Annotated in this window: 27 protein-coding genes and 1 other annotated feature; of the genes, 22 read left to right on the top strand and 5 right to left on the bottom strand. The window is 45.6% G+C overall.

Features of this window, described 5'->3' with window-relative positions; translation table 11 throughout:
* Positions 1-21 precede the first annotated feature (21 nt).
* From lytS to lrgB, 4 genes are all read left to right on the top strand, one after another.
* The gene (gene lytS, locus MHB62_RS14860) at positions 22-1,803 is read left to right on the top strand and encodes a two-component system sensor histidine kinase LytS (protein WP_032722330.1); all 1,782 of its coding nucleotides are present in this window, start codon (positions 22-24) and stop codon (positions 1,801-1,803) included.
* Positions 1,781-2,506, top strand: coding sequence for a two-component system response regulator LytT (gene lytT, locus MHB62_RS14855; protein WP_015251493.1), 726 nt, complete (start codon positions 1,781-1,783; stop codon positions 2,504-2,506). The genes lytS and lytT overlap by 23 nt, the downstream gene beginning before the upstream one ends.
* A 133-nt stretch (positions 2,507-2,639) precedes the next feature.
* Positions 2,640-3,080, top strand: a complete 441-nt coding sequence (gene lrgA, locus MHB62_RS14850; protein ID WP_014477620.1) for an antiholin-like murein hydrolase modulator LrgA — start codon at positions 2,640-2,642, stop codon at positions 3,078-3,080.
* Positions 3,081-3,101: 21 nt separating this feature from the next.
* Positions 3,102-3,797, top strand: a complete 696-nt coding sequence (gene lrgB, locus MHB62_RS14845; protein ID WP_003229482.1) for an antiholin-like protein LrgB — start codon at positions 3,102-3,104, stop codon at positions 3,795-3,797.
* Positions 3,798-3,828: 31 nt separating this feature from the next.
* Here lrgB and MHB62_RS14840 read toward each other — a convergent pair whose 3' ends face one another.
* Positions 3,829-4,491, bottom strand: a complete 663-nt coding sequence (locus tag MHB62_RS14840) for a hypothetical protein (RefSeq protein ID WP_032722329.1) — start codon at positions 4,489-4,491, stop codon at positions 3,829-3,831.
* A 256-nt stretch (positions 4,492-4,747) separates the two neighbouring features.
* Positions 4,748-4,878, top strand: a sequence feature (ribosomal protein L20 leader region).
* Between the two features lie 58 nt (positions 4,879-4,936).
* Here MHB62_RS14840 and infC point away from each other — a divergent pair.
* Genes infC through MHB62_RS14820 form a run of 4 tightly spaced genes read left to right on the top strand, consistent with a single transcriptional unit; the run spans position 4,937 to position 6,388 of the window.
* Entirely contained in the window at positions 4,937-5,458 is a 522-nt protein-coding gene (gene infC, locus MHB62_RS14835; RefSeq protein WP_010886591.1) for a translation initiation factor IF-3, read from the top strand.
* Between the two features lie 12 nt (positions 5,459-5,470).
* On the top strand, positions 5,471-5,671 hold the full coding sequence (rpmI, locus tag MHB62_RS14830; RefSeq protein WP_003222418.1) for a 50S ribosomal protein L35: 201 nt from the start codon (positions 5,471-5,473) through the stop codon (positions 5,669-5,671).
* Between the two features lie 31 nt (positions 5,672-5,702).
* On the top strand, positions 5,703-6,062 hold the full coding sequence (gene rplT / locus MHB62_RS14825; RefSeq protein ID WP_003222420.1) for a 50S ribosomal protein L20: 360 nt from the start codon (positions 5,703-5,705) through the stop codon (positions 6,060-6,062).
* A gap of 56 nt (positions 6,063-6,118) precedes the next feature.
* Positions 6,119-6,388: a DUF1294 domain-containing protein gene (locus tag MHB62_RS14820; protein WP_003229490.1), complete on the top strand. Its 270-nt coding sequence runs from the start codon at positions 6,119-6,121 to the stop codon at positions 6,386-6,388.
* Between the two features lie 15 nt (positions 6,389-6,403).
* Here MHB62_RS14820 and ysdB read toward each other — a convergent pair whose 3' ends face one another.
* Positions 6,404-6,796, bottom strand: a complete 393-nt coding sequence (gene ysdB, locus MHB62_RS14815) for a sigma W pathway protein YsdB (protein WP_003229493.1) — start codon at positions 6,794-6,796, stop codon at positions 6,404-6,406.
* A gap of 183 nt (positions 6,797-6,979) precedes the next feature.
* On the opposite strand from ysdB, the gene MHB62_RS14810 reads away from it, so the two are divergent.
* The 14 genes from MHB62_RS14810 to MHB62_RS14745 all read left to right on the top strand — a co-directional run bounded on the left by MHB62_RS14810 (position 6,980) and on the right by MHB62_RS14745 (position 22,319).
* Positions 6,980-8,065, top strand: a complete 1,086-nt coding sequence (locus tag MHB62_RS14810; protein ID WP_032722328.1) for a M42 family metallopeptidase — start codon at positions 6,980-6,982, stop codon at positions 8,063-8,065.
* A gap of 197 nt (positions 8,066-8,262) precedes the next feature.
* Complete coding sequence (abnA, locus tag MHB62_RS14805) at positions 8,263-9,234, top strand: arabinan endo-1,5-alpha-L-arabinosidase AbnA (protein ID WP_015251497.1); 972 nt, start codon at positions 8,263-8,265, stop codon at positions 9,232-9,234.
* A gap of 177 nt (positions 9,235-9,411) precedes the next feature.
* Positions 9,412-10,902 carry an L-arabinose isomerase gene (gene araA / locus MHB62_RS14800; RefSeq protein WP_014477615.1) on the top strand — a complete coding sequence of 497 codons (1,491 nt, stop codon included), beginning with the start codon at positions 9,412-9,414 and terminating at the stop codon, positions 10,900-10,902.
* A gap of 13 nt (positions 10,903-10,915) precedes the next feature.
* Complete coding sequence (araB, locus tag MHB62_RS14795) at positions 10,916-12,598, top strand: ribulokinase (RefSeq protein WP_015251499.1); 1,683 nt, start codon at positions 10,916-10,918, stop codon at positions 12,596-12,598.
* A gap of 16 nt (positions 12,599-12,614) precedes the next feature.
* Positions 12,615-13,304, top strand: coding sequence for an L-ribulose-5-phosphate 4-epimerase (gene araD / locus MHB62_RS14790; RefSeq protein WP_015251500.1), 690 nt, complete (start codon positions 12,615-12,617; stop codon positions 13,302-13,304).
* Positions 13,282-14,100, top strand: a complete 819-nt coding sequence (gene araL / locus MHB62_RS14785) for a sugar-phosphatase AraL (protein ID WP_015251501.1) — start codon at positions 13,282-13,284, stop codon at positions 14,098-14,100. The genes araD and araL overlap by 23 nt, the downstream gene beginning before the upstream one ends.
* Complete coding sequence (gene egsA, locus MHB62_RS14780) at positions 14,097-15,281, top strand: sn-glycerol-1-phosphate dehydrogenase (protein WP_015251502.1); 1,185 nt, start codon at positions 14,097-14,099, stop codon at positions 15,279-15,281. The genes araL and egsA overlap by 4 nt, the downstream gene beginning before the upstream one ends.
* A 30-nt stretch (positions 15,282-15,311) precedes the next feature.
* A complete protein-coding gene (locus MHB62_RS14775; protein ID WP_015251503.1) occupies positions 15,312-16,613 on the top strand; it encodes an ABC transporter substrate-binding protein in 1,302 nt (433 codons plus the stop codon).
* A gap of 35 nt (positions 16,614-16,648) precedes the next feature.
* Positions 16,649-17,590 carry a carbohydrate ABC transporter permease gene (locus MHB62_RS14770; RefSeq protein ID WP_003229507.1) on the top strand — a complete coding sequence of 314 codons (942 nt, stop codon included), beginning with the start codon at positions 16,649-16,651 and terminating at the stop codon, positions 17,588-17,590.
* Positions 17,591-18,436: an arabinose ABC transporter permease AraQ gene (gene araQ / locus MHB62_RS14765; RefSeq protein WP_015251504.1), complete on the top strand. Its 846-nt coding sequence runs from the start codon at positions 17,591-17,593 to the stop codon at positions 18,434-18,436. It begins immediately after the preceding gene.
* A gap of 18 nt (positions 18,437-18,454) precedes the next feature.
* Positions 18,455-19,957 carry an alpha-L-arabinofuranosidase AbfA gene (abfA, locus tag MHB62_RS14760; RefSeq protein WP_004398747.1) on the top strand — a complete coding sequence of 501 codons (1,503 nt, stop codon included), beginning with the start codon at positions 18,455-18,457 and terminating at the stop codon, positions 19,955-19,957.
* A 151-nt stretch (positions 19,958-20,108) separates the two neighbouring features.
* Complete coding sequence (gene cstA / locus MHB62_RS14755) at positions 20,109-21,905, top strand: carbon starvation protein CstA (RefSeq protein ID WP_014477607.1); 1,797 nt, start codon at positions 20,109-20,111, stop codon at positions 21,903-21,905.
* The gene (locus MHB62_RS14750) at positions 21,848-22,036 is read left to right on the top strand and encodes a hypothetical protein (protein ID WP_080287622.1); all 189 of its coding nucleotides are present in this window, start codon (positions 21,848-21,850) and stop codon (positions 22,034-22,036) included. Before cstA ends, MHB62_RS14750 begins: the two co-directional genes overlap by 58 nt.
* Positions 21,951-22,319, top strand: coding sequence for a VOC family protein (locus MHB62_RS14745; RefSeq protein ID WP_250540598.1), 369 nt, complete (start codon positions 21,951-21,953; stop codon positions 22,317-22,319). The genes MHB62_RS14750 and MHB62_RS14745 overlap by 86 nt, the downstream gene beginning before the upstream one ends.
* Before the next feature lie 38 nt (positions 22,320-22,357).
* On the opposite strand, the gene MHB62_RS14740 is transcribed toward MHB62_RS14745, so the two are convergent.
* The 3 genes from MHB62_RS14740 to MHB62_RS14730 all read right to left on the bottom strand — a co-directional run bounded on the left by MHB62_RS14740 (position 22,358) and on the right by MHB62_RS14730 (position 26,310).
* Positions 22,358-23,692, bottom strand: a complete 1,335-nt coding sequence (locus MHB62_RS14740) for a (Fe-S)-binding protein (protein WP_032722326.1) — start codon at positions 23,690-23,692, stop codon at positions 22,358-22,360.
* Positions 23,689-25,101: a glycolate oxidase subunit GlcD gene (gene glcD / locus MHB62_RS14735; protein WP_032722325.1), complete on the bottom strand. Its 1,413-nt coding sequence runs from the start codon at positions 25,099-25,101 to the stop codon at positions 23,689-23,691. Before glcD ends, MHB62_RS14740 begins: the two co-directional genes overlap by 4 nt.
* 102 nt (positions 25,102-25,203) lie before the next feature.
* Positions 25,204-26,310, bottom strand: a complete 1,107-nt coding sequence (locus MHB62_RS14730) for a CdaR family transcriptional regulator (RefSeq protein WP_032722324.1) — start codon at positions 26,308-26,310, stop codon at positions 25,204-25,206.
* Between the last annotated feature and the right edge of the window lie 35 nt (positions 26,311-26,345).

The following is a 26,345-nucleotide window of genomic DNA, read 5'->3' as shown; positions in this document are numbered from 1 at the left end:
CGGAAAGAATAGGTGACATGAATGATTCATTTAATGATTATGATGCTGGAGAGAGTGGGGATTATTGTTATATTAGGGTTCATTCTCGCCCATACGAAAATTTTCAGACAAGCTCTTCAGAATCAGGACGGCTATAAAGGAAAAGCGATTTTAATTTCAATTTTTTCTCTTTTCAGCATCATCAGCAATTATACAGGCATCGAAATTCAAAGAAATATGATTGTAAACAATGACTGGGTGTTTACGATAGATCCATCGGGCTCTATCGCGAATACCCGTATTTTGGGCGTGGAAATTGGGGGCCTTCTCGGAGGTCCGTTTGTAGGGGCTGGGATCGGCATACTGGCGGGCCTGCATCGTTTTTCACTCGGTGGCAGCACGGCTTTAAGCTGTGCCGTATCATCTATTTTAGCGGGTGTTCTTGCAGGCTTGATCGGCAGGTATTTTACGAAGCGATATCGAATGCCGACACCGCGCATCGCCGCTCTTGTGGGAATCGGCATGGAGTCACTGCAAATGATCATTATTTTGCTGATGGCAAAGCCGTTCAGTGACGCTTGGGAGCTTGTCAGCATGATCGGAATTCCGATGATACTCATCAATGGAACAGGCAGTTTTATTTTTCTGTCTATTATTCAAGCGATCATTCGCAAGGAAGAACAGGCAAGGGCTCTCGAAACGCATCGAGTGCTGACGATTGCTGATCAGACACTTCCATTTTTTCGCCAAGGATTAAATGAAAACTCCTGTAAAAGTGTAGCGGCTATTATCCATAAGCTGACAGGAACAGATGCGGTGTCTCTCACTGACAAAGAAAAGATCCTTGCGCATGTCGGTGCGGGAATGGATCACCACATCCCATCGAAAAGTTTGATCACCGGGCTGTCCAAAAAGGTGATTAAAACAGGGCATATTATGAAGGCGATTTCGCAGGAAGAGATTGAATGCACGCATGCTGAATGCCCTTTGCACGCTGCAATTGTTCTGCCGCTGACATCGAACGGCAATACAATCGGCACCTTAAAAATGTACTTTAAAAGCCCGGCAGGCCTGAGTCAGGTAGAGGAGGAACTTGCCGAGGGGCTGGCCATGCTATTTTCGACACAGCTTGAGCTTGGGGAAGCAGAGCTGCAAAGCAAACTTCTCAAGGATGCTGAAATTAAAGCGCTTCAAGCACAGGTGAATCCGCATTTTTTATTTAATGCGATCAACACGATTTCTGCGCTATGCCGTACAGATGTTGAAAAAACCCGTAAGCTCCTATTGCAGCTCAGTGTTTATTTTCGTTCAAACCTTCAAGGAGCGAGACAGCTGCTGATTCCGCTCTCAAAGGAGCTGAACCATCTTAACGCCTATTTGTCATTAGAACAGGCGCGTTTTCCCGGGAAATATAAAATTGAGCTCAATATCGACAGCAGACTGGAGCAGATTGAAATCCCTCCGTTTGTTTTGCAGGTGCTTGTCGAGAACGCGCTTCGGCACGCGTTTCCGAAAAAACAAGACATGTGCAAGGTTACAGTCTGTGTCTTATCTGATGATGCATCCGTCTATATGAAGGTGACGGATAACGGACGCGGAATTCCGCCGGACGTCTTGCCGGAACTGGGAAAGAAACCGTTTCCGTCTAAGGAGGGAACCGGTACAGCGCTTTATAACCTAAATCAGCGGCTGATCGGTTTATTCGGACAGCAGGCTGCACTGCATATCAGCAGTGAGGTTCATAAAGGGACAGAGGTTTCCTTTCAAGTGCCAATGCAACAGATGAAAGAGGGAGAAGAACATGCTCAGGGTGTTAATAGTTGATGATGAGATGCTGGCAAGAGATGAACTGGCTTACTTGCTTAAGCGGACCAATGAGGAAATGGAAATCAATGAAGCGGAAAATATCGAATCCGCTTTTGACCAAATGATGGATCAAAAACCTGATTTGCTGTTTTTAGACGTTGATTTATCCGGAGAAAACGGTTTTGATATCGCAAAGCGATTGAAGAAAATGAAGCATCCTCCTGCTGTTGTGTTTGCGACAGCGTATGACCAGTATGCGCTCAAAGCGTTTGAGGTGGACGCTCTTGATTATTTAACCAAGCCTTTCGATGAAGAAAGAATTCAGCAAACGCTGAAAAAATATAAAAAAGTCAATCGGGATATTGTAGAAACAGAGCAAAACAGCCATGCCGGCCAGCACAAGCTCGCGCTATCTGTGGGGGAATCGATTGTGATTGTGGATACGAAGGACATTATCTATGCCGGAACAGAAGATGGTCATGTCAATGTAAAAACCTTCGATCATTCTTATACGGTCAGCGATACACTCGTTGTGATTGAGAAAAAGCTGCCGGATTCTGATTTTATCCGCGTCCATCGGAGCTTTGTCGTGAATACCGAATATATTAAAGAAATTCAGCCATGGTTTAATTCAACGTATAATTTGATCATGAAAGACGGATCGAAAATACCGGTCAGCCGGACATATGCGAAGGAATTGAAAAAGCTGCTCCATATTTGATGGGCGGCTTTTTGCATTTCAGCCATTTGATTCTGCAACTCAGACCCGCTATTCGGCATGTTATCTTGTAAGCGCTTTATAACAGGGGATTCTTATTTATAATGAGGGTACCAAAGAGAAAGAGGTGAAGAAAATGAGTGCTAAAAAAGTGTACGGGTTTTTAACACAAGCATTTATTTTTGCCGTCATTATGCTGGTTTCAAATATGATTGCCGCTATTGTCCCAATACCTATCCCGGCATCGGTTGTAGGGTTGGTCTTATTATTTCTCCTATTATGTTTGAAAGTCATTAAACTGGAACAAGTGGAGACGCTCGGAACGTCTTTAACCTCTCTGATCGGATTTTTATTTGTTCCATCAGGTATATCTGTTATGAATTCGCTTGGTGTGATGCAGCAATACGGCCTGCAAATTGTTCTTGTCATTCTGCTCGCAACGATTATTTTGCTGGGGGCTACGGGATTGTTTTCTCAGCTGATTCTTTCGCTGAGCGGAAAACGCAAAACCGCAGCGGACATGAAAACAAAAACAGTGCAAAGCCCGCAGAACAATAACGAACTCGTTCACCATTAAGGGAAACAGGAGGTTCTTCACATGGAAAGCACAATGAGTCCTTATTTTGGAATTGTCGTATCACTTGCTGCATTCGGCATCGGCACCTTTTTATTTAAGAAAACGAAAGGCTTCTTCCTTTTCACTCCTTTGTTTGTTGCCATGGTGCTGGGGATCGCATTTTTAAAAATCGGCGGTTTTTCCTACGCGGATTATAATAACGGGGGAGAGATCATTAAGTTTTTCCTTGAACCGGCAACGATCGCATTTGCAATTCCTTTGTACAAACAAAGAGATAAGCTTAAAAAATACTGGTGGCAAATCATGGCCTCCATTATTGCCGGCTCTATCTGCTCTGTCACGATTGTTTATCTGCTCGCTAAAGGCATTCATCTCGATTCGGCCGTAATGAAAAGCATGCTTCCGCAGGCGGCTACAACGGCAATTGCGCTTCCTTTATCAAAAGGCATCGGGGGCATCAGCGACATCACAGCCTTTGCGGTCATCTTTAACGCTGTCATCGTATATGCGCTCGGAGCATTGTTCTTGAAGGTATTTAAAGTGAAAAATCCGATTTCTAAAGGATTGGCTCTTGGAACATCCGGACATGCACTTGGTGTAGCGGTCGGGATTGAGATGGGAGAAGTTGAAGCTGCGATGGCAAGTATTGCTGTTGTCGTAGTAGGAGTGGTAACGGTTCTGGTCATCCCTGTGTTCGTGCAGCTGATCGGAGGATAAGCCAAGGCTGAATGCCTTGGCTTTTTTTATTTTATGGTGCGTCTTCGGGATCGATATACCCTTGTTTAATGCCCCATTCTACTTGATCGTCATGCCACTTTTTTCGTTCTTCATAACCATAACCATCGTCATCAGGAAGCTCTGAAGCTGGCTGTTGAATGGTTTTATCTGTCTGACTCGAGGAAGATGGTGGATTTTTACTATTAGATGAGGGTGCCTCGGTCTGCTGCCGTTGTGCCTGTGATTGCCGCTTTTTCTCAGCGTTCGCTTTCTGCTCTTTTTGGATTGCTGCCTGCCGCTGTCTTTCAAGTTCAGCTTGTCTTTTTGCTTCCGCTAATCGCTGATTCTCTGCCGCCTGCTGCTCTGCTAATCGCTGTCTCTCCGCTTTTTCCTCGTGCTGTTTCTTTCGTTTCGCCTCCCGCTCTTTTTCAAGCTTTTTCTCGGCGGCGATTTGTCTTTGCTTTTCAGCTTCTTCTTTTGCCTTCCGCTTTCCTAACTCAGTAGCAAGTGGACTCTCGAACTTCATGTCCAATGAAACGGGTTTTAGTTTTTTTAGCTCTTTCTCCAGCCCCTTTTGAGGAAATGCTGCAGTTGTCTTAACAGTTTCGACTTTTGATTCGGAAGATGTGCTGCTATTTGAGCATCCGGTTAATATCAATGTGAAAAATAAAGCAAGCTGTATCAGTTTGTTCATGTGTCAGGCTCCCTTCTGCTTCTTATATCGGTCAGAGATTAACTTTGTTTTACATTTCTTCCTGTCGGTGGTTTTGTTGTAAATTGCGAAATAAGGGGGGAATTGTTGGTTCTTTGCATTCTGGGGGGGATGAAAGATTTTCTTTTTCTCTCTTGCGCTCATAGAAAACCCATGTTACAATGTAAAAGTTGTTCCGGATAAGTCGTCCTTGACTAAAGATCCGGTATTGTGTAGAATAGTTATTGAATTGAATATAAATCACAAGCAGAAGCACCCGCTTCTCACCTGATTGACACATGCATGTAGTTGGCAGGTTGACCGTACATTTTTATTGATACAGATGTTCGTAGTGTGGGTGTTTTATAATGCCCACACTTTTTGTTTGCCTGCAAAATGCATACAAAATGAGTTGTGAATCAATTCGAAGAAACTATGGAGGTGGCTCATTATTAGCAAAGATCAATTGGTTAATGAGGGTATCCGTGCACGTGAGGTCCGTTTAATCGGACAAAATGGCGACCAGCTTGGAATCAAGTCCCGTCAGGAAGCACTTGAAATCGCCGGCCGCGCAAATCTTGACCTTGTGTTAGTTGCAGCGAATGCAAAACCGCCTGTCTGCCGAATCATGGACTACGGTAAGTTCCGATTTGAGCAGCAGAAAAAGGAAAAAGAAGCACGCAAGAATCAAAAAATCATTAACTTAAAAGAAGTTCGGTTAAGTCCGACAATCGATGAGCATGACTTTAACACGAAATTGCGCAATGCGATTAAATTCCTTGAAAAAGGCGATAAAGTGAAAGCTTCTATCCGCTTTAAAGGACGCGCAATCACTCATAAAGAAATCGGTCAGCGTGTGTTAGACCGTTTCTCCGAAGCATGTGCTGAGGTTGCGACAGTCGAAACAAAACCAAAAATGGACGGCCGCAGCATGTTCTTAATGCTCGCACCGAAAAACGAAAAGCAATAAGGAGGAAATCCCATGCCAAAAATGAAAACTCACCGCGGATCTGCTAAACGTTTTAAAAAGACAGGTTCTGGGAAGTTAAAACGTTCTCACGCGTACACAAGTCACTTATTCGCCAACAAATCTCAAAAGCAAAAGCGTAAGCTTCGCAAGAGTGCTGTTGTAAGCGCAGGAGACTTCAAACGTATCAAACAAATGCTTGCTAACATCAAGTAATCGGATAAGGAACAATTAGGAGGGAAATTCAATGCCAAGAGTAAAAGGCGGAACTGTTACACGTAAGCGTCGTAAAAAGGTTCTTAAATTAGCAAAAGGTTATTTCGGTTCAAAACATACATTATACAAAGTAGCTAACCAGCAGGTCATGAAATCTGGAAACTATGCTTTCCGTGACCGTCGTCAGAAAAAACGTGATTTCCGTAAACTTTGGATCACTCGTATCAACGCAGCTGCTCGCATGAACGGCCTTTCTTACAGCCGTTTAATGCACGGTCTTAAGCTTTCTGGTATCGAAGTAAACCGTAAAATGCTTGCTGATCTTGCTGTAAACGATCTTACTGCATTCAATCAGCTTGCTGATGCTGCTAAAGCTCAATTAAACAAGTAATCATATAGAGCCGCTCTCCAGCAGAGCGGCTTTTTCTATATAAAGGATGAGGCAACATGATTATTGCAGCTTATTTGGTGTTGATTAATCTGTGCGGTTTTTGGGTGATGGGCATTGACAAACGCAAAGCGCAGCAGCACAAGTGGAGAATTTCTGAAGACCGGCTGTGGCTGATAGCCATCGTATTTGGAGCGCTCGGTGTCTGGCTTGGCATGCAAACCTTCAGACATAAAACGAAACACGCTTCTTTTAAGTATGGAGTACCGCTTCTTCTGGTAATTGAAGCGATTCTCATCGCTATTTACTACAGCCCGTTTGATTTATAAAAAGCAGAAAAGCGTTTAACGCTCTTCTGCTTTTTTTGCGAGTTTAATGGGCTGGTCCCAGTCAATCTTACAATTTGGATATCGTTCCAGCACTTTTTCTTCAATGTTCTCAAAATCTTTTGCAGAGAAATGTTTCAGCTTCTCAGGAGATTCTGTCCAGACAAAGATCGTGTGAATAAACAGCGGATGATCCTTGGAAGGAATATGCTTTTCTCCCTCAAAAAGCACGCCTTTATACGTCAGCTGAAAATTCTTCCGGGTATTGTTTTGTTCATCAATAATATAAAAATGTTCTTTTGATTGGGCCAGCTTAAGCCTTCTCTTAGGATTCGCGACATATTTGACCACGGCATAAATACAATAAGCAAAAAGTGCAAGCAAAATAATCCTTAGAACCATGACAAACATTGTGTGAAGGCACCTCCCTTATGGTGATGATCTGATGTAATACGAAAAGCATAGAAAAAGGTTTCACTTTTTCTAAAAGAAAGCTGTAAAAACATATACCCGATTTTCAAGTGAAATAGTCGTATGGTTAGCGCCATGTTTTGTATAATAAGAATGCAGGACTGATGAAGGAGGGTTTGGAACATGGCAAAATTAGATGAAACATTGACCATGCTGAAAGATTTAACAGATGCAAAAGGCATACCGGGCAATGAAAGAGAAGTAAGGCAAGTGATGAAATCATACATAGAACCATTTGCTGATGAGGTGACAACAGATCGCCTGGGCAGTTTAATTGCCAAAAAAACTGGTGCAGAAAACGGCCCGAAAATTATGATCGCCGGACATTTGGATGAAGTCGGCTTTATGGTGACACAAATCACAGATAAAGGCTTTATCCGTTTTCAAACCGTTGGCGGCTGGTGGGCTCAGGTTATGCTTGCCCAGCGCGTCACCGTTGTCACAAAAAAAGGAGAAATCACAGGGGTTATCGGCTCTAAGCCGCCGCATATTTTATCTCCTGAAGCAAGAAAAAAATCAGTGGAAATAAAAGACATGTTTATTGATATTGGAGCTTCAAGCCGGGAAGAAGCCTTGGAGTGGGGTGTACTCCCGGGAGATATGATCGTTCCGCATTTTGAATTTACGATCATGAACAATGAAAAATTCCTACTCGCAAAGGCGTGGGACAACCGCATTGGCTGTGCGATTGCAATTGATGTGTTAAGAAACTTACAAAACACAGATCATCCAAATATAGTGTATGGCGTCGGAACCGTGCAGGAGGAAGTCGGCCTGAGGGGAGCGAAAACGGCTGCACACACCATTCAGCCTGATATTGCGTTTGGTGTTGATGTAGGGATAGCAGGAGACACGCCTGGCATTTCCGAGAAAGAAGCGCAGAGCAAAATGGGCAAAGGCCCGCAGATTATCGTTTACGATGCATCCATGGTCTCTCACAAAGGTTTGCGCGATGCAGTTGTAGCCACTGCGGAGGAAGCCGGCATTCCGTACCAATTTGATGCCATTGCCGGCGGCGGAACTGATTCTGGTGCCATCCATTTGACGGCGAATGGCGTTCCTGCGCTGTCCATTACCATTGCAACCCGCTACATTCATACGCACGCGGCCATGCTGCATCGTGATGATTATGAAAACGCGGTAAAGTTAATTACGGAAGTCATTAAGAAGTTAGACCGAAAAACGGTTGACGAAATTACGTACCAATAAAGATACGGAAGAATCCGCCTATTTAGGTGGATTCTATTTTTTTGTCTGTACAAATTACAGCATAGTGACTACAATAAAGGGGATACCGAAAATGTCCTGAACATGACGATATACGATACGCAGCTCGATTTGACAGGAAGGGAGGATAAACAATCTAATTTGTAAGCGTTTTCTAATTTAAAGGAGGTTGAACAAAATTGAAAAAGAAAAAAACATGGAAACGCTTCTTACACTTTTCGAGTGCAGCTCTGGCTGCAGGTTTGATATTCACATCTGCTGCTCCCGCAGAGGCAGCGTTTTGGGGTGCATCCAATGAGCTGCTTCATGACCCGACTATGATTAAAGAGGGGAGCTCATGGTATGCGCTCGGAACAGGGCTTACTGAAGAACGGGGATTGCGGGTTTTGAAGTCTTCAGACGCTAAAAATTGGACCGTACAAAAATCCATTTTCACTACACCGCTATCGTGGTGGTCCAATTATGTGCCGAATTATGGCCAAAACCAGTGGGCGCCGGACATCCAATACTATAACGGCAAGTACTGGCTATATTATTCCGTTTCTTCTTTTGGAAGCAATACATCTGCCATTGGCCTGGCATCTTCAACAAGCATCAGTTCGGGGAGCTGGAAGGACGAGGGCTTGGTGATTCGTTCGACAAGCTCAAATAATTATAACGCCATTGATCCGGAGCTGACATTCGACAAGGATGGCAACCCGTGGCTTGCATTCGGCTCGTTTTGGAGCGGCATTAAGCTGACTAAGCTCGATAAGAGTACGATGAAGCCTACAGGCTCGCTCTATTCGATTGCAGCTAGACCGAATAATGGAGGTGCCTTAGAAGCTCCTACTCTTACGTATCAAAATGGATATTACTATTTAATGGTTTCATTTGATAAATGCTGTGACGGGGTAAACAGTACGTACAAAATTGCTTACGGAAGATCCAAAAACATTACAGGCCCTTATCTTGATAAAAGCGGAAAAAGCATGCTTGAAGGCGGAGGCACTATTTTGGATTCGGGCAATGACCAATGGAAAGGACCTGGAGGCCAGGATATTGTGAACGGAAACATTCTTGTTCGCCATGCCTATGATGCCAATGACAATGGCATTCCGAAGCTTCTCATCAATGATTTGAATTGGAGCTCGGGCTGGCCGTCCTATTGAATCAAAAAGCCGGGCTCTGCCCCCGGCTTTTTTTAAAAGAAAAGATTGACAGTATAATATTCAATTACTATAATAAAATTGTTCGTACAAATATTTATTTATAGGTTTATTTTCTATCATTAGTACGTATCTTTTGTATTTGAAAGCGTTTTATTTTATGAGAAAGGGGCAGTTTACATGCTTCAGACAAAGGATTATGAATTCTGGTTTGTGACAGGAAGCCAGCACCTATACGGGGAAGAGACGCTGGAACTGGTAGATCAGCATGCTAAAAGCATTTGTGAGGGGCTCAGCGGGGTTTCTTCCAGATATAAAATCACTCATAAGCCTGTCGTCACTTCACCGGAAACCATCAGAGAGCTGTTAAGAGAAGCGGAGTACAGTGAGACATGCGCTGGCATCATTACATGGATGCACACATTTTCCCCTGCAAAAATGTGGATAGAAGGCCTTTCCTCTTATCAAAAACCGCTTATGCATTTGCATACCCAATATAATCGCGATATCCCGTGGGGTACGATTGACATGGATTTTATGAACAGCAACCAATCCGCGCATGGCGATCGAGAGTACGGTTACATCAACTCGAGAATGGGGCTTAGCCGAAAAGTCATTGCCGGCTATTGGGATGATGAAGAAGTGAAAAAAGAAATGTCCCAGTGGATGGATACGGCGGCTGCATTAAATGAAAGCAGACATATTAAGGTTGCCAGATTTGGAGATAACATGCGTCATGTCGCGGTAACGGACGGAGACAAGGTGGGAGCGCATATTCAATTTGGCTGGCAGGTTGACGGATATGGCATCGGGGATCTTGTTGAAGTGATGGATCGCATTACGGACGACGAGGTTGACACGCTTTATGCCGAGTATGACAGACTATATGTGATCAGTGAGGAAACAAAACGTGACGAAGCAAAGGTAGCGTCCATTAAAGAACAGGCGAAAATTGAACTTGGCTTAACCGCTTTTCTTGAGCAAGGCGGATACACAGCGTTTACGACATCGTTTGAAGTGCTGCACGGAATGAAACAGCTGCCGGGACTTGCCGTTCAGCGCCTGATGGAGAAAGGCTACGGGTTTGCCGGTGAAGGAGATTGGAAGACAGCGGCCCTTGTGCGGATGATGAAAATCATGGCTAAAGGAAAAAGAACTTCCTTCATGGAAGATTACACGTACCATTTTGAACCGGGAAATGAAATGATTCTGGGCTCTCACATGCTTGAAGTGTGTCCGACTGTTGCTTTGGATCAGCCGAAAATCGAGGTTCATCCACTTTCGATTGGCGGCAAAGAGGACCCTGCGCGTTTTGTATTTAACGGCATCAGCGGTTCTGCCATTCAAGCTAGCATTGTTGATATTGGCGGGCGTTTCCGCCTTGTGCTGAATGAAGTCAACGGCCAGGAAATTGAAAAAGACATGCCGAATTTACCGGTTGCCCGTGTTCTCTGGAAGCCGGAGCCGTCATTGAAAACAGCAGCGGAGGCATGGATTTTAGCCGGCGGTGCACATCATACCTGCCTGTCTTATGAACTGACAGCGGAGCAAATGCTTGATTGGGCGGAAATGGCGGGGATCGAAAGTGTTCTCATTTCCCGTGATACGACAATTCATAAACTGAAACACGAGTTAAAATGGAACGAGGCGCTTTACCGGCTTCAAAAGTAGAGGGGGATGTCACATGGCTTACACAATAGGGGTTGATTTTGGAACTTTATCAGGAAGAGCGGTGCTCGTTCATGTCCAAACAGGGGAGGAACTTGCGGCTGCTGTAAAAGAATACAGGCATGCTGTCATTGATACCGTCCTTCCAAAAACGGGTCAAAAGCTGCCGCGCGACTGGGCGCTGCAGCACCCTGCTGATTACCTCGAAGTCTTGGAAACAACCATTCCGTCTTTACTCGAACAGACGGGCGTTGAACCGAAAGACATTATCGGGATTGGAATTGATTTCACGGCATGTACGATCCTTCCTATTGACAGCAGCGGGCAGCCGTTATGCATGCTGCCTGAATATGAAGAGGAGCCGCACAGCTATGTGAAGCTCTGGAAGCATCATGCGGCCCAAAAACATGCTGATCGGCTCAATCAAATCGCGGAAGAAGAAGGAGAGGCTTTTTTACAGCGGTACGGAGGAAAAATTTCATCAGAATGGATGATTCCAAAGGTCATGCAAATTGCCGAGGAAGCGCCTCACATTTATGAAGCGGCTGACCGGATCATCGAGGCTGCGGACTGGATCGTGTACCAGCTGTGCGGCTCGCTCAAGCGAAGCAATTGTACCGCAGGGTATAAAGCGATGTGGAGTGAAAAAGCGGGGTATCCGTCAGATGATTTCTTTGAGAAATTAAATCCTTCAATGAAAACGATTACAAAAGACAAATTGTCAGGTTCTATTCATTCAGTAGGAGAAAAAGCCGGCAGTCTGACTGAAAAAATGGCAAAGCTGACCGGACTTCTCCCGGGAACGGCTGTTGCGGTTGCCAATGTGGACGCTCATGTTTCCGTACCGGCGGTCGGCATTACAGAGCCAGGGAAAATGCTGATGATTATGGGAACCTCGACGTGCCATGTTCTACTTGGTGAAGAGGTGCATATCGTTCCAGGAATGTGCGGCGTTGTGGACAACGGAATTCTCCCGGGCTATGCGGGATATGAAGCCGGGCAGTCCTGTGTCGGCGATCATTTTGACTGGTTTGTGAAAACATGTGTCCCGCCAGCTTATCAAGAGGAAGCAAAGGAAAAAAACATTGGCGTTCATGAGCTGCTGAGTGAGAAAGCAAACCATCAAGCGCCTGGTGAAAGCGGCTTGCTTGCTTTAGATTGGTGGAATGGAAACCGTTCAACTCTTGTTGATGCAGATTTAACAGGGATGCTGCTTGGCATGACACTGCTGACGAAGCCTGAAGAGATTTATAGAGCGTTAGTTGAAGCGACAGCTTACGGAACCCGAATGATTATCGAAACATTCAAAGAAAGCGGTGTTCCGATTGAGGAACTATACGCAGCCGGCGGAATAGCTGAGAAAAACCCGTTTGTCATGCAGATTTATGCGGATGTGACAAACATGGACATTAAAATCTCTGGTTCACCGCAAGCACCAGCCTTAGGATCTGCCATTTTCGGCGCGCTTGCAGCAGGCAAAGAAAAAGGCGGCTACGATGACATCAAAGAGGCAGCGGCGAACATGGGAAAACTGAAAGATATAACTTATACGCCAAATGCCGAAAACGCCGCGGTTTATGAAAAATTGTACGCTGAATATAAAGAGCTGGTTCATTATTTCGGAAAAGAAAACCATGTCATGAAACGTCTGAAAACGATCAAAAATCTTCAATTTTCATCTGCCGCCAAAAAGAATTGATAAAGGGTGATGGAGCATGCTTGAAACATTAAAAAAAGAAGTGCTGGCTGCCAACCTGAAGCTTCAAGAGCATCAGCTGGTAACCTTTACGTGGGGAAATGTCAGCGGCATTGACCGTGAAAAAGAAAGAATTGTCATCAAACCTAGCGGAGTCGAATACAGCGACCTGACAGCCGATGACTTGGTTGTTTTGAACCTTGATGGAGAGGTCGTCGAAGGCTCGCTTAAGCCTTCTTCAGATACACCTACCCATGTTTATTTATATAAAGCCTTTCCGAATATCGGGGGAATTGTCCATACCCATTCTCAATGGGCGACAAGCTGGGCGCAATCGGGCAGAGACATCCCTCCGTTAGGCACGACCCATGCTGATTATTTTGACAGTGCGATTCCATGTACTCGAGAAATGTACGATGAAGAAATCATTCATGACTACGAACTGAATACAGGAAAAGTCATAGCGGAAACCTTTCAGCATCAAAACTACGAACAGGTGCCGGGTGTGCTCGTGAATAATCACGGACCGTTCTGCTGGGGCACTGACGCCTTAAATGCCATTCATAACGCAGTTGTATTAGAAACGGTTGCCGAAATGGCCTATCACTCCATTATGCTGAACAAGGATGTAACCCCAATCAATACAGTCCTGCATGAAAAGCATTTTTATCGAAAACACGGAGCAAATGCGTATTATGGCCAGTCATGATACGCCTGTGTCACCGGCTGGCATTCTAATTGACTTGGACGGTACTGTATTCAGAGGAAATGAGTTGATCGAAGGAGCAAGAGAAGCGATCAAAACGCTTAGGAGAATGGGAAAGAAAATCGTCTTTTTAAGCAACCGGGGGAATATCTCCCGTGCCATGTGCAGAAAAAAACTTCTTGGCGCGGGGATTGAAACGGACGTAAACGACATTGTTCTGTCATCAAGCGTGACAGCGGCTTTTCTGAAAAAACATTATCGTTTTTCAAAGGTATGGGTGCTTGGGGAGCAAGGCTTGGTTGACGAGCTGAGGCTGGCCGGTGTGCAGAACGCGAGCGAACCGAAGGAAGCGGATTGGCTCGTGATCTCCCTTCATGAAACGCTCACGTACGACGATTTAAATCAAGCCTTTCAAGCGGCTGCCGGCGGCGCTCGTATCATTGCTACAAACAAAGACCGCTCTTTTCCGAACGAAGACGGAAATGCCATTGATGTGGCTGGAATGATTGGGGCGATAGAGGCTTCCGCACAAGCGAAGACTGAACTTGTTGTCGGAAAACCGTCATGGCTGATGGCGGAGGCTGCCTGTACAGCAATGGGGCTGTCCGCACATGAATGCATGATTATAGGAGACAGCATTGAATCTGACATTGCGATGGGGAAGCTTTATGGCATGAAAAGCGCCTTAGTGCTAACTGGTTCTGCGAAACAGGGTGAACAGCGTTTGTACACGCCGGATTATGTGCTGGATTCTATTAAAGATGTAACCAAATTGGCTGAGGAGGGGATTCTGATATGAATCGTATCGCAGCTGACGTTCAGCGTGCTTTTGAACACGCCGGAGAAAAGACGTTGCCTATAAAAGTTGAAGAAATTGTTCTCGGTAAGCAAGCAGCTGATTCGCTTTTGGATTATGTAAAACGAAAAAACAATCAACATATTGTCCTTGTCTGCGACGCGAATACACACCACATTGCAGGAATTGATTTAGAAAACCGACTGAATCAAGCAGGATTTCAGGCCGAGTGCCTGATCATTCCAGAAAATGAAGCCGGAGATGTGACAGCTGATGAACGATCGCTCATTCATGTGCTGATCCATACGAAACAAACAACGGATGTCATGATCGCAGTCGGTTCGGGCACGATTCATGATATCGTCCGCTTTGCGGCGTTTCAAAGAGATTTGCCGTTTATTTCTTATCCGACTGCTCCATCTGTAGACGGTTTTACATCAGCCGGTGCGCCGATTATTTTATACGGCACGAAAACAACCATTCAAACGAAGGCCCCATCTGCGCTGTTCGCTGATCTGGATCTATTAAAAGCGGCACCGCAGTCAATGGTGGCGGCTGGCTTTGGTGACATGCTCGGTAAAATCACGTCTTTAGCAGATTGGGAAATATCCCGGCATCTTGCCGGTGAGCCTTATTCGCCTGCAGGAGCTAAGATCGTTCAGGAGGCGCTTGCTGCCTGCATTGAACACACAGAAGACATTGCGATGAAAACGGAAACTGGCATACGGGTTTTGATGGAGTCTTTACTTGTATCGGGGCTTGTCATGCTGGCATTAGATCATTCCCGCCCGGCATCAGGCGGAGAGCATCATATTTCACATTGGATTGAGATGGAATTAATGGAGAAAAAACGGCCGCAGATTCTTCATGGGGCAAAGGTGGGCTGTGCAGCTGTTTTATTAACTGACACATACAGAAAGCTCGCTAAGGATGAGGGATTGAACGAATTTTCACCGAGCCGGCGGCAAGCCATCCAATCGGCTTATCAAACTCTCCCGGAAGGAGAAGTGCTGGCTGATTGGCTGAGATCAGCCGGAGGCCCTGCGTATTTTGACGAAATCGGTGTCGGGCAGGATTCCGTCAAGAATGCCTTCAGACATGCGCACACCTTAAGAGACCGCTGCACCGGATTAAGAATCATTAATGAAAACAAAACGCTGATCAACCATGGTCTATATGAATAGCCCGCACCTCGAATGGAAGGGGTAACGCAGATGAAAAAAATGACTGTCTGTTTTCTTGTGCTCATGATGCTGCTGACATTACTCATTGCCGGGTGTTCAGCAGAAAAATCATCCGGCAAATCGGGTGAAACTGAGCTGACCTTTTGGACATTTAACGGGCTTCATGAGCAGTTCTATGTGGAAATGGTGAAGGAATGGAACAAAAAATATCCTGACCGCAAAATTAAGCTGAATACGGTCGTTTATCCATATGGACAAATGCACGATAACTTATCTATCTCCCTAATAGCGGGAGAAGGCGTTCCTGATATTGCAGATGTCGAATTGGCCCGTTTTTCAAACTTTTTGAAGGGCTCTGACATACCGCTTGCCGACTTGACTCCGCTGATTGAAAAGGACCGCGATAAATTCGTTGAGGCGCGGCTGACCCTGTACAGCAAAAACGGCAAGCTTTACGGACTCGATACGCATGTAGGAACAACGGTCATGTTTTATAACATGGATGTGATGAAAAAAGCCGGCGTCAATCCTGACGATATTAAAACATGGGATGATTACCATAAAGCCGGACAGAAAGTGCGCAAAGTGACCGGGAAGCCGATGGGAACGGTGGAAACAAATGATTCCGCAACGTTCTTATCTATGATTTCACAGCAAAACTCAGGCTATTTTGATAAAAACGGCAAGCTGATCCTCAATAATGACACCAACGTAAAAACACTTCAATATTTAAAAGACATGATCAATGATAAAACGATGATTCCTGCGCCGGGCGGCGGGCATCACAGTGAAGAATACTACGGCTTTATGAACCAAGGAGGAGCTGCTTCAGTCCTCATGCCGATTTGGTATATGGGAAGATTTATCGATTATATGCCTGATCTGAAAGGGAAGATTGCCATCAGACCGCTCCCGGCATGGAAAGAGGGGGGCGACCGCTCGGCAGGCTTGGGCGGTACGGCAACCGTTGTACCGAAGCAATCCAAGCATGTTGAGTTAGCAAAAGAGTTTTTGGCCTTTGCGAAGGGCTCTGAAGAAGGAAATAAAAAACTCTGGAGCGTACTCGGCTTTGACCCGCTTCGCTGGGATGTTTGGAGCTCCAAGGAATTGAAAGAGAAAAACAAATACACGGATTACTTCCAAAACGGAACAGGCATTTTTTCTGTGCTGCTCGATATCAAGGATGAAATCAATCCAATTTATTTACATGAGGATTTTGCCAAGGCTTCAGACCTTGTCAACAGAAGCGTATTGTTCGACGCGCTTAAATCTCAGCAAAAAACGCCTAAACAAGCCTTGGACAGAGCGGCAGGTGAACTGAAACAGAAATAGAATCCCATTCAAAAAGTGAAAGCGGGGAGGTTCTCATGAAACCTGTGAAAACAGGAACGGTTCATCCCGTTCCTTCAGCTGCGAAACAATCAGGCTGGCGAGATCTATTTTATTCAAAAAAAGCGGCGCCCTATCTGTTTACAGCGCCATTCGTTTTATCCTTTCTCGTATTTTTTCTATACCCCATCATTAGTGTCTTCATCATGAGCTTCCAAAGAATTTTGCCGGGAGAGGTGTCCTTTGTCGGATTGTCTAATTATACAGCGCTAAACAACCCGACGTTCTATACCGCCCTTTGGAATACGCTGGAATACACCTTTTGGACGCTGATCGTGCTGATTCCTGTCCCATTGCTTCTGGCCATATTCCTGAATTCAAAGCTGGTCAAATTTAGAAATATATTTAAATCAGCACTATTCATCCCGGCATTGACCTCCACCATTGTCGCGGGGATCATTTTTCGGCTGATCTTCGGAGAAATGGAAACGTCTCTGGCCAATTCCATCCTACTCAAACTCGGCTTTTCACCTCAGAACTGGATGAACAATGAACATACCGGCATGTTTTTGATGGTGCTGCTTGCTTCATGGAGATGGATGGGAATCAACATCCTTTACTTTTTAGCCGGTTTGCAAAATGTGCCGAAAGAGCTGTACGAAGCCGCTGATATAGACGGCGCGAATACAATGAAAAAATTTCTGCACATCACGCTGCCGTTTCTCAAGCCTGTAACCGTATATGTGCTGACCATCAGCATTATCGGCGGCTTCAGGATGTTTGAGGAAAGCTACGTCCTTTGGCAGAATAATTCCCCGGGTAATATTGGTCTGACGCTTGTCGGATATTTGTATCAGCAGGGACTTGCCTACAACGAAATGGGGTACGGAGCAGCCATCGGCATCGTGCTTTTGATTGTGATACTTGTTGTCAGCCTGATTTCATTAAAGCTGTCGGGCTCGTTTAAGGGGGAGGGATAAATGTTGCGGCACAGTCCTCAGTTTAGCGTTTACAGAATCGCACTAACCCTGTTTTTTATTATGCTGAGCCTATTGTATCTTTTTCCAATTTTCTGTTTGCTTTTAGGATCATTAAAGCCCTCATCTGAGCTTTTGCGTGTGGGGCTCAATCTCGACATTGATCCTAAAGTAATGAGTCTTGATAATTATACATTTCTGTTTAATGGCGGCAGCATTTATTTCAAATGGTTTTTTAACAGTCTTGTACTCGGACTTTTTACGACCGTGCTCACTCTGTTTTTTTCTTCTATGATCGGGTACGGGCTTGCGGTTTATGATTTTAAGGGCAGAAATATCATCTTTGTTCTTGTGTTGATTATCATGATGGTTCCGCTGGAAGTGATGATGCTTCCTTTGTTTAAGCTTACTGTCGGACTGCACTTGATCGATTCATATACAGGTGTCATATTGCCGTTTATCGTTTCACCTGTTGCCGTTTTCTTTTTCAGGCAATATGCTCTTGGCCTTCCAAGAGATCTGCTGGACTCTGCAAGGATGGACGGCTGTACGGAATTCGGCATCTTTTTCAGGATTATGGCACCGCTGATGAAACCGGCTTTCGGTGCGATGATTATCCTTCAGTCCTTAAACAGCTGGAACAACTTCTTGTGGCCGCTGATTGTGCTTCGGTCGAAAGAAATGTTTACGCTTCCAATAGGGCTGTCCAGCTTGCTGAGCCCTTATGGAAATAATTACGACATGCTTATATCCGGCTCAGTATTTGCGATTTTGCCGGTGATTATCATTTTCTTGTTTTTCCAAAAGTACTTTATCTCCGGCCTGACGGTAGGGGGAGTCAAAGGTTAATGAAGGAGGAAACGTGTGATGAAAAAAGCGCGAATGATTGTAGACAAAGAATATAAAATCGGTGAAGTAGATAAACGGATTTATGGCTCGTTTATCGAACACATGGGTCGTGCGGTATATGAAGGCATATACGAGCCTGATCACCCTGAAGCGGATGAAGATGGATTTAGAAAAGATGTCCAGTCGCTGATCAAAGAATTACAGGTTCCCATCATCCGCTATCCGGGCGGAAACTTTTTATCCGGATACAACTGGGAGGACGGTGTCGGACCAGTCGAAAACCGCCCGAGACGGCTTGACTTGGCATGGCAAACGACAGAAACCAATGAAGTGGGAACAAATGAATTTTTATCTTGGGCAAAAAAGGTGAACACTGAGGTCAATATGGCCGTCAACCTTGGCACAAGAGGCATAGATGCCGCCCGTAATCTCGTTGAATATTGCAACCATCCGAAAGGCTCTTACTGGAGTGATTTAAGAAGATCGCATGGCTATGAACAGCCGTATGGCATCAAAACATGGTGCTTAGGAAACGAAATGGATGGACCGTGGCAGATCGGCCACAAAACAGCTGATGAATACGGACGGCTTGCCGCAGAGACAGCAAAGGTCATGAAGTGGGTTGACCCATCAATTGAACTCGTTGCCTGCGGCAGCTCAAACAGCGGTATGCCGACCTTTATCGATTGGGAAGCGAAGGTGCTTGAGCATACGTATGAGCATGTCGACTATATCTCTCTTCACACTTACTACGGAAACCGGGATAACAATCTGCCAAACTACTTGGCACGTTCTATGGATTTGGATCATTTTATCAAATCAGTCGCTGCGACCTGTGACTATGTAAAAGCAAAAACACGCAGCAAGAAAACTATCAATCTCTCTCTGGATGAATGGAACGTCTGGTACCACTCAAATGAGGCTGATAAAAAAGTCGAGCCGTGGATCACTGCGCGTCCGATTTTAGAGGATATTTACAATTTTGAAGATGCCTTATTAGTCGGCTCTCTGCTCATTACGATGCTGCAGCACGCAGACCGTGTGAAAATTGCGTGTCTTGCACAGCTTGTTAATGTCATCGCGCCGATCATGACGGAAAAAGGCGGAGAAGCATGGAGACAGCCGATTTTCTATCCATACATGCATGCTTCTGTTTACGGAAGGGGCGAGTCACTGAAACCGCTTATTTCTTCTCCTAAGTACGATTGTTCTGATTTCACTGATGTGCCATATGTTGATGCTGCTGTTGTGTACTCTGAAGAGGAAGAAACACTCACTATTTTTGCGGTAAACAAGGCTGAGGATCAGATGGAGACGGAGATTTCGCTCAGAGGCTTTGAATCCTACCAAATCGCAGAGCACATCGTACTTGAGCATCAGGATATCAAAGCAACAAACCAGCATAACAGAAAAAATGTCGTTCCGCATTCCAACGGATCATCGTCTGTCAGCGAAAACGGCTTAACTGCTCATTTCACGCCGCTTTCCTGGAATGTGATCCGCCTGAAAAAACAGTCATAAGAATAGCAAAGCCGGAGATTTCTCTCCGGCTTGTCTTTCAACTGCCACGAGCCGGCCCATTCCAGCCGGCTTTTTGTATAGGAAAAAATGACCGCTTTTCACCATGAAATTATGATATATTTATGAAAAACAGAAAAGGGGATGGGAGAAAATGAATGCGGTTACAATTGTGATAGCATCAATGTGTATTTTGGCTATTGCCTATCGTTTATACGGAACATTTATGATGGTGAAGGTTCTCAAAGTGAATGATGACAAGCCAACACCTGCTCATGCGCTTGAGGATGGGAAAGACTATGTGCCTACAAATAAATGGGTTTCGTTCGGCCACCACTTTGCCGCGATCGCAGCGGCCGGGCCGCTGGTCGGACCAATTCTGGCGGCGCAGTTTGGCTATTTGCCGGGATTATTGTGGCTGTTAATCGGGGCGGTAATTGGGGGAGCCGTCCATGATATTGTGGTGTTGTTTGCATCGATGCGCAAAAACGGAAAATCGCTGTCGGAAGTGGCGAAGGATGAGCTTGGCCCTGTTGCAGGATTTTGTACAGGACTGTCCATGCTGTTTATCATCACGATCACAATGGCGGGCCTGTCGATGGTTGTCTTGCATGCGCTTGAACGTAATCCATGGGGAACATTTGCGGTGGGGATTACGATTCCGATTGCGATGGGTGTGGGCTTATTTTATAAGAAAACGGGAAATTTAAAGCTCGCTTCAACGGTCGGCTTTCTCTTTTTAATGGCAGGAGTCTTTATCGGTCCATGGGTACAGACTACCGCGCTCGGTGACTTTTTAACGCTAGATACGAAAACGCTTGCAATCGCGCTTCCTGTTTATGCGTTTTTTGCGGCTGCGCTTCCCGTTTGGCTGCTTCTGGCTCCGCGTGATTATTTAAGCAGCTTTATGAAAATCGGTGTTTTTATCGCTTTGATTGTTGGTGTGTTTGTCGTCAATCCGTCCATTCCGTTCCCTGCGTTTACAGAATTCGTAAAAGGCGGAGGGCCGGTGCTGGCAGGACCTGTCTGGCCGTTCATCTCAATAACCATCGCCTGCGGGGCGATCTCTGGGTTCCATGCCTTTGTCGGCTCAGGAACGACACCGAAAATGCTGAATAAATGGAGTGATATGAAGCCGGTTGCGTTTGGCGCAATGCTTGTTGAGTGTCTTGTCGGTATCATGGCGCTGATTGCAGCGACCGCTTTACAGCCTGCTGATTACTTTGCGATTAACAGCACGCCTGAGGTTTTCCGTACGCTTGGCATGAATGTCGTACATTTGCCTGAATTGAGCAGGGAAATCGGTTTGGACTTAGAAGGAAGAACAGGGGGAGCCGTCACACTTGCGGTGGGAATGACTTATATTTTTACCGGAATGCCGTTTTTCAGCCATTTGGCCTCATACTTTTTCCAATTTGTCATTATGTTTGAAGCGGTCTTTATTTTAACAGCGATTGACGCCGGCACACGCGTCGCCCGTTATTTGATCCAGGATTTCTTCGGGGAGGTGTATAAGCCGCTGAAGAAAACAGACTGGATTCCGGGCTCTGTATTTGCCAGCGCGCTTGCCTGTTTGATGTGGGGGTACTTGCTGTATTCAGGAGATATCGGTTCCATTTGGGCGCTGTTCGGCGTTTCTAATCAGCTGATGGCTTCAGTGGGGCTGATTATCGGAGCGACCATCGTGCTGAAAATCGCTGATAAACGCCGGTACATTCTGACTTGCCTTATCCCGCTTGCCTACTTATATGTCACTGTCAATTATGCGGGCTATTGGATGGTGCGCAATGTGTATCTCAATCCTGAAGCAGCAGGATATAGTGTATTGAATGGCGTATTATCTATCATCATGCTGGTGTTAGGCTTCATTATTATCGTGGCGGCTGTGAAAAAATGGGCGCAGATGTGGAAAGATCCGAGCTTAAGGATGGAAGCGTCTATACCGGGCTAGAAGAACTATTGAAAATGCTGAGGGGGGTTGGCAATGAATCTATCAATGAAATATCTTATTCTATACGTATCGGACAGCAAGCGGGCTATTCATTTTTACCGAGATATATTAGGACTGTCGATTCGTGCTGAACACGGAACGTATATCGAATTTGATACAGGGTCTACGATATTGGCGCTTAATACGCGGGAAAGCGCCAGAGACATCACGGCGCTGGACATTCCGGATACATCTGCTTCAAACACATTTGAAATTGGGTTTGTTACTGAAAATGTAGAAGCGGTCATCAAAAGGATGAGAGAACAAGGCGTATCGATTATCGGGGAGCCGAAAGTGAAACCATGGGGGCAGACGGTCGCCTATATCGCTGATCCGGATGGACATTATATCGAAATTTGCAGTCCGATGGAATAACGCACAAAAGCCCAAAACAGTGTCTGTTTTGGGCTTTCTCATGATGTTTTGTGCCCGGCTGCTTCCAATAGCAAATCAGCCAGGTGAACGGCTCTGACTTTACCGCTTAGTCCTTCGCGTTCAATGCCGAGCTTCATCTGCAGCAGGCAGCCGGGATTTGCTGTTACAATGAGGATCGCTTCGGTTGCTTTAACGGCAGCCATTTTGCTGTCCAGTATTCTCATAGACATTTCAGCTTCGACGATGTTGTAAATTCCCGCTGACCCGCAGCAGCTGTCTGCTTTCTCCATTTCTTTGAATTCCGCCCCTTTGATGCTTTTAAGAAGCTGGCGGGGCTCAAGCGACGTATGCATTACATTTCTTAGGTGGCATGAATCTTGGTAGGTAACGACTTGAGGCGTCTCGAGCGCTAAGTCCATTTGATGGAAATCGAGTTCAACCAAAACAGAAGAAAAATCCTTCAGCTTTTGAACAAAAGCGGCGGCCCGCTCCGACCATTCCGGGTCATCCTTCAGCAAATGATCATATTCGGTCAGAAAGGCTCCGCATCCTCCTGCGTTTGTAATGACTGCATCCACGTCTAATGCTTCGAAAGCAGCAATATTTTGTTTCGCGAGCTCTTTCCCTGTGTTTTTTTCACCGCTGTGTCCATGAAGCGCCCCGCAGCAAGCCTGTTCAGGCGGAATGACAATGTCGCAGCCTGCCAGCTGTAAAAGCTTCAATGTGGCGTTATTGGTCGGTAAAAACATTGTATCCATTAAGCAGCCCGAAAAAAAGGTGACCCGTTTTTTCATGGGGCCAATGGAAGGCAGGAAACGCGGGCGATGTTTCATGTCTTTGCTTTTTGGAATATCAGGAAGAACAGCTTCCATCGTCCGCAAATGCTCAGGCAGGACCCGAAGCATGCCTGATTTTCGCACAGCGGTTTGCAGTCCTGAACGCTGATACAAACCGATAAGGCTTACAGCTGAGCGCATGCGGTTTTGATGCGGAAACAGCTCGTGAAAAGCCGTCTTTCGCATGACACGTTCACCAAGAGAGTGTTTTTTATTTTGGTGGATAATATCTCTGGCTTCCTCAAGCAGCTGCCCGTATTTCACGCCAGACGGGCATACAGGCTCACAGGCGCGGCAGCCGAGGCAAAGTGACAGCGACCGTTCGACATCTTCATCCGGTTCAATCATACCGTCGGCTACGGCTTTCATTAAGGCGATGCGCCCACGCGGAGAGTGTGTTTCCTGAAATCCCGATTCGATATAGGTCGGACAGGAAGGAAGACAGAAGCCGCAGCGCATACAATTTAATAACTCTCCTTCATCCATACGCTCTTTAAATTCATTTTGGATCTGTTTCATTTCTTTTTCTGTTGTCATCTTTCCGCCACCACACGTTTTCTGGCATCTTTCGCAAACATTTTGCCGGGATTTAATATGTTCCGGGGGTCAAATGCCGCTTTCAACGCTTTCATCGCATCAATGCCTTCTTTTTTCAGCTTCATTTCCAAGTAAGGCGCTTTCATTTCCCCGACTCCGTGCTCTCCGGTTATCGTCCCGCCAAGTTCAATCGCTTTCTCAAAAATCTCGGCAAAAGCCTGTTCGACACGTTCCATTTCATCCTTATTTCTTATGTCTGTCGTGCATGTCGGGTGAAGGTTCCCGTCTCCCGCATGACCAAAGGTGCAGATGGAAATATCATATTTAGCAGCAATATCATTAATCGCTTTAACCATATTGGCGATTTCTGAGCGAGGAACGGTCGCATCCTCTAAAATCGTCGTCGGTTTGAGGCGGGCTAGGGCAGAAAGTGCAGAACGCCGGGCTTCAGTCAGGGCAAACGCTTCCTCCTCTGTTTGTGCGGTCTGAACGGAAACGGCGTCGCCTTTTTTGCAGATCGCCTCAATCTTTTCCATATCCCGTTCAACAGTTTCAAATGGCCCGTCTTGTTCAATTAACAGAACTGCTTTTGCGCTTGTCGGAAGTCCGATTTTGGCATAATCCTCAATCACCAAAAGTGTAGGCTGGTCGAGAAATTCAAGCGTGGCGGGTATAATTTTTGCGGCAATAATGTCCGATACCGTTTGAGCAGCGGCATCGATGTTTTCATAAAGAGCAAGCAACGTCTTCTTTGTTTCCGGCTTTGGAACAAGTTTGACGATGGCTTCGGTCACAATGCCGAGTGTTCCTTCTGAGCCGACAAAAAGACGTGTGAGATCGTATCCGGCCACATCCTTTGCGAGTTTTCCCCCGGTGCGGATGATGTCACCATTTGCGAGCACAACCTCCAGTCCAATAACATAGTCGCGGGTGACGCCGTATTTTAATCCGCGGAGCCCGCCGGAATTTTCATTGATGTTTCCGCCCATGGTTGATATTTTCATAGAACTCGGGTCAGGCGGATAAAACAAACCTTTGCTTTCAACCGCGCGGATCATATCCAGCGTAATGACGCCCGGCTGAACTGTGGCAGTTAAATTTTCTTCATCAATTTCAAGAATCTGGTTCATGTGCTTAAAGAGAAGCACAAGTCCGCCTTCAGTCGGGCACGTGCCGCCGCACAGGTTTGTCCCTGATCCTCTTGGAACGATCGGCACTCGATGTTCGCTGCAAATTGTTAAAATGCGTGATACTTCATCAGTATTCCTCGGAGCAATCACGGCATCAGGCATAGACTGATACTGAGGCGTCGCATCATATGAATAGACGAGACGGCCGGCATTCGAGTCATCAAAGTTTTCTGGTCCGGAGACCTGAATCAGCTGTTCCTTTACATCCTTGGTGATCATTTCACCCATCCCCCTGTCAAAAAACGCTTCCAATCTATTGTAAGAGAAAAAAAGCAAAGCCTTCCATGGAGAAACATACAAAAAATGAAACTGAAACTCTCTCTATTTTGTATCTTGATCTAAAAAATAGAGGGCGACGTACATCGTGACGATGTCCTCGGTACGGTCAAAACGTAAACCCGTCAGCTGTTCAGCCTTAGACAGACGATAACGCAATGTATTGATGTGTATATGCATGTCTTCAGCGGTTTGTTTCAAAGACAAATCGTGATGAAAGAAAGTCCGTATCGTATTCATAAGTTCCTGATGCTCTAGCGCCTCTCCTAATACTCTTTGCGGAAATTCGTTTCGGGTTCCCGGGCTGATCTCCGTCAGACACATATCAAGCTTCAGATCCTCTTCAAATATGGGCGTTTTTCGCTTAAGGCTGACAGCCAGCGCTTTTTCCGCTTGCTCGTATGAATCTGTCAGGCTGGAGCTTGCGACAGCCCTTCCGGCGCCAGCTGCTGCAAATTGGCTGTTTGCGGTATTGGCAAACGAACAAATGTGAAGGATCTTCCGTAAAAGCCGATCCCTTTGTTCATGCTGCGGCACTTCATGATTAATCAAAATCCGTTCATTTCCCCACCTGATGAACAAATCCGCAGGGTACGAGGATTTCCAGCTGCGTGCCATTTGTTCAATATCATGACGTGACCACTCATACCCCTGAATAAGAATCATTTGGCGCCGGGAAGAAAGGTCAACACCAAGAAGCTGAGCTTTCTCAAGAAAACTGGGAGACCACTCCTTTAATTGCAGCCAATCGATCATAAAGGACTCCAGCATTCTCTCACGCCACTGGGATTGCTCTAAGTGCCGCGATTCCTTAATGAACAGTTCTGTCATTTTTCGAAGCAGTTCTCCGAATGGCTGAATCTCTGCAGGCTCACCTGTCAGCCCGAAGACGGCAATCACATCATGGTCAAAAAATACAGGGAGGTTTATGCCTGCTTTCACTCCTTTTAACCTTGTTTCATCTTCTTTTGTAATAATCACGCTGCGTCTTTCTTTTGCGCAGATAAGCGCTCCCTCATGAAATTGTCCGACACGCTCATCGTTTGTGCCTGCCATAATAAGACCGTCCGTGTTTACAATAATGACTTCACGTTCGTACATTTTTTTAACTTCAGCAATAATTTTTTTCGCTAATAACGGCTGTAAAAACATGGCGTTCCCCCTCATCATGTTTTTATTATATAAGA

The organism is Bacillus sp. FSL K6-0255 (assembly GCF_045040725.1).
GTDB lineage: Bacteria > Bacillota > Bacilli > Bacillales > Bacillaceae > Bacillus > Bacillus subtilis.
The sequence above is the reverse complement of the archived record's forward strand: the minus strand, read 5'-3'. Positions and strand labels throughout refer to the sequence as shown.